The organism is Vibrio cholerae ATCC 14035, from assembly GCF_000621645.1.
Classification (GTDB): Bacteria; Pseudomonadota; Gammaproteobacteria; order Enterobacterales; family Vibrionaceae; genus Vibrio; species Vibrio cholerae.
This window is the reverse complement of sequence record NZ_JHXR01000003.1, coordinates 128,961-138,939: the sequence shown is the minus strand read 5'-3', so window position 1 is coordinate 138,939 and position 9,979 is coordinate 128,961. Positions and strand designations below refer to the sequence as shown.

Genomic DNA, 9,979 nt, shown 5'->3' with positions numbered 1-9,979 from the left:
TAACTATGTGATTGGAGTAGACAGACACCGCCCATACCGAGGCTGTTTCAAGGAGTAAGGGAATTGTCATTTACTGTCTGGATGACAGAGATGCAAAGGGAGAATTGCAATGGCTCTATACGATCCAAGTCTTGAAAAAGACAACTGTGGATTCGGCTTGATCGCGCACATGGAAGGGCAAGCCAGTCACAAACTCGTTCGTACCGCGATTTCAGCACTTGATCGCATGACTCACCGTGGCGGTATCGCCGCCGATGGTAAAACTGGTGATGGCTGTGGTCTGTTGCTGCAAAAACCTGACTCTTATTTGCGCCTGATCGCAGAAGAGCAACATTGGAAACTCAGCAAACAGTACGCGATTGGCATGCTGTTTCTCAGCCGAGATCCACACAAAGCGCAGCTGGCACAGCAAATTGTTAACCAAGAACTCGCTAAAGAAACCTTAAGCGTGGCAGGTTGGCGCAAAGTGCCCACCAACCCGAAAGTGCTTGGCCCGATAGCCCTCGACTCTTTGCCCGATATTCAACAAGTCTTCATCTCCGCCCCGGCCGGTTGGCGTGAGCGCGATGTTGAGCGCCGTCTGTATATTGCGCGTCGTCGCATTGAAAAACAGATTACGGATGATCGCGATTTCTACATCTGCTCGCTCTCGACTCAAGTGTTGGTTTACAAAGGCCTGTGTATGCCCGCAGACCTACCACGCTTTTATCTCGACTTAGCCGATCTGCGTATGGAATCGGCGATTTGCTTGTTCCACCAACGTTTCTCCACCAATACTCAGCCACGCTGGCCGCTGGCTCAGCCGTTTCGCTATCTGGCGCACAATGGCGAAATCAACACCATTGAAGGTAACCGCCAGTGGGCACGCGCTCGGGCTTATAAGTTCGCGTCACCGCTGCTGCCCGATTTGCAAAGCGCTGCCCCTTTTGTGAATGAAACCGGTTCGGACTCTTCGAGCCTAGACAACATGCTGGATCTGTTTTTAGCCGGCGGGATGGATATCTTCCGTGCGATGCGCATGCTGGTTCCGCCCGCATGGCAAAACCATCCGGATATGGATCCGGATCTGCGTGCTTTCTACGATTTCAACTCCAAACACATGGAGCCTTGGGATGGCCCGGCGGGGATCGTGCTGTCCGATGGTCGTTACGCCGCGTGTAACCTTGACCGTAACGGCCTGCGTCCTGCGCGTTATGTGATCACCAAAGATAAGCTCATCACCCTCGCTTCAGAAGTCGGGATTTGGGATTACGCACCAGATGAAGTGTCTGAAAAAGGTCGGGTTGGCCCCGGCGAGCTGCTGGTGATCGACACTCGCAAAGGCAAAATTTGGCAATCGAGCGAAATTGATAACGACCTAAAAAGCCGTCACCCCTATCGTGAGTGGATGGAAAATAACGTTCATAAACTCACGCCCTTTTCACAGTTGCCCGATGATAAGGTTGGTGAGCGCAGCTTTGATGCTGACTTGCTAAAAACCTATCAAAAGCAGTTTGCGATGAGCAACGAAGAGATCGATCAAATCCTGCGCGTGCTTGGCGATATGGCACAAGAAGCGGTCGGTTCAATGGGTGATGACACGCCGATGGCGGTGCTTTCTTCCAAAGAGCGCCTGATCAGCGATTATTTCCGGCAAAAATTCGCTCAAGTGACCAACCCACCGATCGATCCACTGCGTGAAAAACATGTGATGTCGCTGGCCACCAGCATCGGCCAAGAGATGAACGTATTTTGCGAAACCGATGGTCACGCCCATCGCGTCACTTTTGATTCGCCGATCCTGCTCTACTCAGATATGCAGCAGTTACTGACGCTCAGCGATCAGCACTATCGCAACACCATTCTTGACATCAACTTCGATCCGCAAGAGAAAAATCTCAAACAAGCGGTGTTGGATTTGTGTGACAAAGCCGAACAAGTGGTGCGCGAAGGCACCGTTTTAGTGGTGCTCTCCGACCGCGCATTAACCGCGGATCGTCTGCCGATCCCCGCTGCTATGGCGGTTGGTGCAGTACAAGCTCGTCTGGTGGAAGCCAATTTACGCTGCGATGCCAACATCATTATTGAAACCGGTGCCGCGCGCGATCCACACCATTTTGCGGTGCTGATCGGCTTTGGTGCCACGGCCGTTTATCCTTACCTTGCCTACGAAACGCTGGGCAAAATGATTGATGATGGCGCGCTGCAAAAGAGCTATCGCGAAGTGATGCAGAATTACCAATACGGTATCAACAAAGGTCTGTACAAAATCATGTCCAAAATGGGCATTTCGACTGTCGCCTCTTATCGCTGCTCACAACTGTTTGAAGCGGTGGGTCTGCACCGCGATGTGGTTGATCTCTGCTTTAAAGGGGTTACCACTCGCATTCAAGGCGCGAACTTCGACGATTTTGAGCAAGATCTGTTTAATCTGTCGCGTAAAGCATGGGCAAAACGTAAGCCTCTCGAACACGGTGGTTTACTCAAATACGTTCACGGTGGCGAATACCACGCCTACAACCCAGATGTGGTTGGTACCCTACAAAAAGCGGTCAAATCCGGCGAAATCATGGATTACCGTGAGTTTGCTCAGCAAGTCAACCAGCGCCCAGTCGCCATGCTGCGTGATTTGCTGCGTTTGAAAACCTCGGATAAACCGCTGCCACTGGAGCATATCGAGCCCGCGAGCGATCTCTACAAACGCTTTGACTCCGCTGCCATGTCGATTGGCGCGTTAAGCCCAGAAGCCCATGAAGCGTTAGCCACCGCGATGAACCGCCTAGGCGGCTATTCCAACTCAGGTGAAGGTGGTGAAGATCCACGCCGCTTTGGCACTGAGCGTAACTCACGTATCAAGCAAGTCGCCTCTGGTCGTTTTGGGGTTACACCGCACTATTTAACCAATGCGGATGTGCTGCAAATTAAAGTGGCGCAAGGGGCAAAACCCGGTGAAGGCGGTCAGCTTCCGGGGCATAAGGTCACGGCGGAGATCGCCAAACTGCGTTATTCCGTTCCCGGTGTGACTTTGATTTCGCCGCCGCCGCATCACGATATCTACTCGATTGAAGATTTGGCGCAGCTGATTTTCGATCTTAAACAGATCAACCCGAAGGCCTTGGTCTCGGTCAAGCTCGTCTCTGAGCCGGGCGTTGGCACGATTGCCACTGGTGTGGCAAAAGCCTACGCCGACCTTATCACCATCTCAGGTTATGACGGCGGCACCGCAGCCAGCCCGCTCACCTCTGTAAAATATGCAGGAAGCCCTTGGGAGCTCGGTTTGGCGGAAACGCAACAAGCCTTGGTCGCCAACGGTCTGCGTCACAAGATCCGTCTACAAGTCGATGGCGGTTTGAAAACCGGATTGGATGTGATCAAAGGAGCGATTTTAGGCGCGGAAAGTTTTGGTTTTGGTACTGCGCCTATGGTGGCGATGGGGTGTAAATTCTTGCGTATTTGCCACCTCAACAACTGTGCAACCGGTGTGGCAACGCAGGATGAAACGCTGCGCAAAGATTACTTCAAAGGTCTGCCAGAGATGGTGATGAACTATTTCAAAGGCTTAGCTGAAGAAGTGCGCGGTTATCTGGCCGAATTGGGCGTTGAGAAGCTCACCGATCTCATCGGCCGTACCGATCTGTTGGAGGTGGTAGAAGGCATGACCGCGAAACAGAGCAAATTGGATCTCTCCGATCTGCTCGAAGCACCTGTATCACCACAAAATCTGCCACTGTACTGCACCGAACCGAACACGCCGTTTGATAAAGGGGCACTTAACCAGAAAATCGTCGAAGATGCGCTAGCAGCCGTGGAAAACCAGCAATCGCTGGAGCTCTATTACAACGTGATCAACACCGACCGTTCGATTGGCGCGCGTCTCTCTGGTGAAATCGCGAAACGTTACGGCAATCTCGGCGTCGCCACCTCGCCCATCAAGGTCGTCCTCAATGGTACCGCAGGGCAATCGTTCGGAGTCTGGAACGCAGGTGGTCTTGAGCTGTATCTCACCGGTGATGCCAACGACTATGTCGGTAAAGGCATGGCAGGCGGCAAAATTGTGATTCGCCCCCACCAAGGCACCGCTTTTGTGTGTAACGAAGCGACCATTATCGGCAACACCTGCTTGTATGGCGCAACGGGCGGTAAACTGTTTGCCGCAGGTAAAGCTGGCGAGCGTTTCGCGGTGCGCAACTCCGGCACGATTGCGGTGATTGAAGGCGCTGGCGATAACGCCTGTGAATATATGACCGGTGGCATCGTCGCCATTTTAGGCGCAACGGGCGTGAACTTTGGCGCAGGCATGACCGGCGGCTTTGCTTACGTACTCGATGAGAATGGCGATTTCCAAGGCCGCGTCAATGATGAATCCGTTGAAGCGGTTGCCTTGACCGACTTATATATCCATCAAGAGCATCTGCGCGGGTTGATTGCTGAACATCTCGAAGAGACTGGCTCCGCCCACGCAGAGCGAATTTTGGCGAACTTTGATGAATGGATTCCGAAGTTCTATCTGATCAAACCACAAGCAGCGGACTTACGTACCCTGCTCGGCCATCAGAACCGCAGCGCAGCTGAACTGCGCGTGCAAGCACAATAATTGGAAGGAGCCTGATTGATGAGCCAAAACGTTTACCAATTTATCGATGTCAATCGTGTGGATCCGGCCAAAAAACCGCTGCACATCCGCAAAATTGAGTTTGTCGAAATTTACGAGCCCTTTACTAAGCAACAAGCCACTGCGCAGGCCGATCGCTGCCTCGATTGTGGTAACCCTTACTGTGAATGGAAGTGCCCAGTACACAACTACATTCCGCAGTGGTTAAAGCTCGCCAATGAAGGACGCATCCTCGAAGCGGCCGATTTGGCGCACCAGACCAACAGCCTGCCTGAAGTGTGTGGCCGAGTTTGCCCGCAAGATAGGCTGTGCGAAGGTTCATGTACCTTGAATGCGGATTTCGGTGCCGTCACCATTGGCAACATCGAAAAATACATTACGGATACCGCCTTCGAAATGGGCTGGAAACCCGACATGTCCAACGTGGTCTGGACCGACAAAAAAGTCGCGATCATCGGCGCGGGCCCAGCTGGTCTTGCCGCCGCGGACATTCTGGTTCGCAACGGTGTACGACCTGTCGTGTTTGATCGCTATCCCGAAATCGGCGGTCTGCTCACCTTTGGCATTCCCTCATTCAAACTTGAAAAAGGGGTGATGGAAAATCGTCGCCGCATTTTTAGCGAGATGGGTATCGAGTTTCGTCTCAATGTCGAAGTCGGCCAAGACATCACACTGCAACAACTGCTGGATGAGTACGATGCGGTTTTTCTCGGCGTCGGCACTTATCAATATATGCGTGCTGGCTTAGCCAACGAAGACGCCCCCGGCGTTTATGATGCACTGCCGTTTTTGATCTCCAACACCTATAAAGTGATGGAACTTAACAACGAGGCGCCATTCATTGATATGGCAGGAAAAAATGTCGTAGTGCTCGGCGGTGGTGATACGGCGATGGACTGCGTGCGCACCTCGATTCGCCAAGGCGCATCTCGCGTGATTTGTGCTTATCGCCGTGACGAAGAAAACATGCCCGGCTCACGCCGTGAAGTGAAAAACGCCAAAGAAGAAGGCGTTGAATTTATGTTTAACTTGCAGCCGCTGGGAATTGAAGTGAATGCCCAAGGCCAAGTGACTGGCGTGAAAGTGGTCAAAACCGCGCTTGGAGAACCGGATGCGGCAGGTCGTCGCAAACCTGAACCGGTCGCAGGCAGCGAGCACGTCTTGTCTGCCGATGCCGTCATCATGGCGTTTGGTTTCCAACCGCACAAAATGGCTTGGTTAGAGCCGTTTGATGTCGAGCTCGATCAGTGGGGACGCATCAAAGCCCCTGCCAAGCAGACTTACCAGTATCAAACCACCAATCCCAAGATTTTTGCTGGTGGTGATGCGGTTCGCGGCTCGGATCTGGTGGTCACGGCCATTGATGAAGGACGCAAAGCTGCCGAGGGAATTCTCGACTATCTTGGAGTCTAGCTCACAGTTTTGGGATTAGATCGAAGCAAACAACAAAGGATTCATAGTGTTATGGATCCTTTTTTATTTTTGCTACCTATAATGAGCACAAAATAGATTGATAACCCTAAACGATTTGCAGTGGCGGACACTCCATCTGCCACCTCATGTGAATGGGGGATCTGAGATGAGAGTGAGCTTACCAACATGCACCCATCGTTTTATGCCATTATTGCTGCCTTTTCGCTTACCGCCTGCAGTCAGGGAGTCGATTCTATGCCAGACCGCACCGCCACGCCTTGCGCCAATCGACCGAACTGTGTTTCAACTCAAGATGAGCGGGATAAATTTAACCTTGCACCGTTTATTTTGCGCCCAGGGGTCACGATTGAGCAGGTTGAACGGATTGCCCTTTCTCTTCCTGGTGCGGTGACCGCTGAAAAAAATGCCCAGTATCTCCGTATCGAATGCACCTCCAAAGTATTCCGCTTCGTCGATGATCTGGAACTCAAAATCGAACAAGATCACTTATGGGTTCGCTCTGAATCGCGGATTGGCTACAGTGATTTTGGAGTGAATCGTCGCCGCGCTGAAGAGCTGCGCGAAAAGCTCACGCTGTCTGGTTTACTTGAGCAACCCTAATCTCGATCGCCCCTAATCTCGATCGATTGCGTTCGCTCATGCTACACTGCGGCCTGTTTTCCTATTGATAGATGAAAGAGAGCCCCTATGAAAATCGGCATCATCGGCGCAATGCAACAAGAAGTCGCCATCCTGAAAGATCTCATCGAAGACGTGCAAGAAGTTAACCAAGCCGGTTGTACTTTTTACAGCGGTCAAATCCAAGGTGTCGACGTCGTTTTACTGCAATCAGGCATTGGTAAAGTCTCGGCAGCATTAGGCACCGCTTTGCTGATTAGCCAGTATGCGCCGGATGTGGTGATCAATACGGGTTCTGCGGGCGGCTTTGACGCAAGTTTGAATGTGGGTGATGTGGTCATTTCAAGCGAAGTGCGCCATCACGATGCGGATGTGACTGCATTTGGTTATGAAATTGGCCAAATGGCTGGCCAACCCGCCGCCTTTAAAGCCGACGAGAAATTGATGACAGTGGCGGAACAAGCGCTGGCTCAATTGCCAAATACTCATGCGGTGCGTGGCCTTATCTGTACCGGTGATGCGTTTGTGTGCACCGCTGAACGTCAGCAATTTATTCGCCAACATTTCCCAAGCGTTGTTGCGGTAGAAATGGAAGCCTCTGCGATTGCGCAAACTTGTCACCAATTCAAGGTGCCCTTTGTGGTGGTTCGCGCGATTTCTGACGTTGCTGATAAAGAATCTCCACTGTCGTTTGAAGAGTTCTTGCCACTGGCCGCCAAAAGCTCTTCCGCTATGGTGCTGAAAATGGTCGAACTGCTCAAATAAGCGAGTTCATTAATGGAAACTGGGTTTTCCCACTTTTATGCCAATGGTGCGCTCCTCGTGATGTGGGGCGCACTCTTATTTCATCTGCTGCTGCCTATTCCTCATGCTGCGCATCCAGTCACTTTGTGGCACAAGTTTGCTGAACTGCTGGCAAGTAAGGTCAACACACCAGCCAGTTATGCACAAAATCTCCTGTCTGGCGCCCTCGCATGGGGTTTGATGATTTTCCCGACGATGGCACTTCTTTGGGCACTCAAACCCTTAGTCTGGCAACCACAACTGTTTGATTTAGCGCTGCTGCTTCTGTCATTAGATTGGCGACGCCAAGAGACTTTAGCCAATCAACTGGCACAAGCTCTCGCGAAAGAGGACAAGCCACAAGCACGCGCCTTATTACAACCTTTTGTCAATCGCCAGACCACGACACTGTCCGCGCTGGGGCTTGGCAAGGCGGGAGTGGAAACCTTAGTCATGGGCTTTGGCCGTAACGTGATTGGCGTGCTGTTTTGGTATGGAGTACTGGGCGGCAGCGGCGCATTCTTGTATCGCTTAATTGCCGAACTGGCTCGTGCTTGGTCACCGTCGCGCACCACCTTCCAACCGTTTGGTTTTACTGCGGTGCGTATTCTCGCGCTGCTTGATTGGTTGCCACTGCGCCTATTTAGTCTGTTGATTATTCTCGGTAAACAAGCGGGGACGATTTTCAAAACGGTACTCGAACAAAGCCGCAGTTGGCCATTGCCGGGACCCGCTTGGCTACTGTGTGCGGTTGGCAATAAATTGCAGCTCGCCTTAGGCGGCCCTGCCATTTATGGTGAGCAAAAAAGCGTACGCGCCAAAATTGGCGGGCGCATCGCCCCAGCGGCGATTCATATTGCGCAAGTGCAAAGCCTTATCGCGTGGCGTATTTTTGTCTGGATTGCGCTAGAAAGTTTACTGTTACTACTGATTTATCGCGGAGTATAAATGCTTGTTATCCGGCTTATCGCCTGCACGTTTCTGTTCATCACCCCAAGCTTATTGGCCAAGCCTTTTCCCGCCGAGCGCATCATCAGCCTTGCCCCTCACGCGACAGAAATTGCTTATGCCGCCGGTTTGGGTGATAAGTTGGTTGCGGTGAGCGAGTACAGCGACTATCCGCCACAAGCGCTCGAACTGGAGCGCGTCGCCAATCATCAAACCATCAATATCGAGAAAATCCTGACGCTCAAACCCGATTTGATCATCGCTTGGCCAGCGGGCAATCCACCGCGTGAATTGGCTAAACTGCGCCAACTCGGTTTTACGATTTACGATTCACAAACCAAAACATTGGATGAAATTGCCGATAATATCGAAGCATTGAGTCACTATTCGGCCAACCCTGAGGTTGGGCAAAAAGCGGCACACGACTTTCGGCAACGTTTACAGGATTTACGCACGCAATACGCGAGCAATCAGCCGATCCGTTATTTCTATCAACTCAGTGAAAAACCCATCATCACCTTGGCTCAAGGTCACTGGCCGAGTGAAGTATTTAGCCTCTGTGGGGGCGTCAATATTTTTGCCGACAGTGAGGTGCCCTATCCGCAAGTGAGCATAGAGCAAGTCTTGGTTAAACAGCCGCAAGTGATTTTTACCTCAGAGCATGCGATAGCCAATGGCCACATGTGGCGAGCTTGGCAGGCAGAGCTCAGCGCCGTGCAAAACGATCAGGTTTGGGCACTCAATGCCGATTGGTTAAACCGCCCGACCCCAAGAACCCTAGATGCGGTAGAGCAAGTGTGCACATACCTCAAAATTGCACAAAAGCAGTAACTTTAGCGGATTAAATCTCGTAAAATCCGCCCCAATTTGCCTGCTCGATATTTTTCATCGTTGTGTAGATAGTGAGACCGCTTTGGATACTTCTCTGCTTTATCTGATTGATATGTTTGGTACTGCCGTTTTTGCGGTTTCTGGAGTGCTCTTAGCGGGGCGTTTGAAAATGGATCCGTTTGGCGTCATGGTCCTCGCCAGCGTGACCGCAATTGGTGGCGGCACCATTCGCGATATGGCGCTCGGAGCCACTCCGGTATTTTGGATCAAAGACACCAACTACCTGTGGGTGATTATGATCACCTGCGCCCTGACCATGCTACTGGTGCGTCGCCCGAAAAGACTCGCGTGGTGGATTTTGCCCGTGTGCGATGCGATTGGCCTTGCGGTTTTCGTCGGGATCGGGGTTGAAAAAGCGCTGATCTATCAAGATTCCGCCTTAATCGCGATCATTATGGGCGTGATAACGGGCTGCGGCGGTGGAATTATCCGCGATGTCCTTGCCCGAGAAATTCCTATGGTGCTGCGCAGTGAAGTGTACGCAACCGCCTGTATTATCGGTGGCATTTTCCACACTACCGCACTGGCGATGGGCTACAGCAGCTCGACCGCTCTGCTCTCTGGCGTTTTTTCCACGCTCTTAATTCGTCTCGGAGCGATCCGCTGGCACCTTTCTCTGCCAACCTTTGCCCTGACCAAATAACAGGCTCGGCACCTAACGCCCCATGCGAGGTGCCGCTATCCCAAAAATCTCCCTCGTATTTAAAGCTCAGT

7 protein-coding genes are annotated in these 9,979 nt (G+C 51.9%); all 7 read left to right on the top strand.

All coding sequences use genetic code 11. The features are described 5' to 3' along the window. Window positions 1-109 precede the first annotated feature (109 nt). The 7 genes from gltB (at window position 110) to T411_RS0104075 (ending at window position 9,908) form a co-directional block, all read left to right on the top strand. On the top strand, window positions 110-4,573 hold the full coding sequence (gene gltB / locus T411_RS0104105) for a glutamate synthase large subunit (protein ID WP_001240187.1): 4,464 nt from the start codon (window positions 110-112) through the stop codon (window positions 4,571-4,573). Between the two features lie 18 nt (window positions 4,574-4,591). Further along, a complete protein-coding gene (locus T411_RS0104100; protein ID WP_000081715.1) occupies window positions 4,592-6,004 on the top strand; it encodes an FAD-dependent oxidoreductase in 1,413 nt (470 codons plus the stop codon). Between the two features lie 186 nt (window positions 6,005-6,190). Next, on the top strand, window positions 6,191-6,625 hold the full coding sequence (locus T411_RS0104095) for a DUF1499 domain-containing protein (protein WP_001882072.1): 435 nt from the start codon (window positions 6,191-6,193) through the stop codon (window positions 6,623-6,625). Window positions 6,626-6,712: 87 nt separating this feature from the next. Beyond that, on the top strand, window positions 6,713-7,408 hold the full coding sequence (mtnN, locus tag T411_RS0104090; protein WP_000689868.1) for a 5'-methylthioadenosine/S-adenosylhomocysteine nucleosidase: 696 nt from the start codon (window positions 6,713-6,715) through the stop codon (window positions 7,406-7,408). Window positions 7,409-7,420: 12 nt separating this feature from the next. After that, entirely contained in the window at window positions 7,421-8,374 is a 954-nt protein-coding gene (locus T411_RS0104085; protein ID WP_000447408.1) for a cobalamin biosynthesis family protein, read from the top strand. Next, complete coding sequence (btuF, locus tag T411_RS0104080; protein WP_000960255.1) at window positions 8,375-9,205, top strand: vitamin B12 ABC transporter substrate-binding protein BtuF; 831 nt, start codon at window positions 8,375-8,377, stop codon at window positions 9,203-9,205. 82 nt (window positions 9,206-9,287) lie between these two features. Then, entirely contained in the window at window positions 9,288-9,908 is a 621-nt protein-coding gene (locus T411_RS0104075) for a TRIC cation channel family protein (RefSeq protein WP_000381501.1), read from the top strand. Window positions 9,909-9,979: the final 71 nt, after the last annotated feature.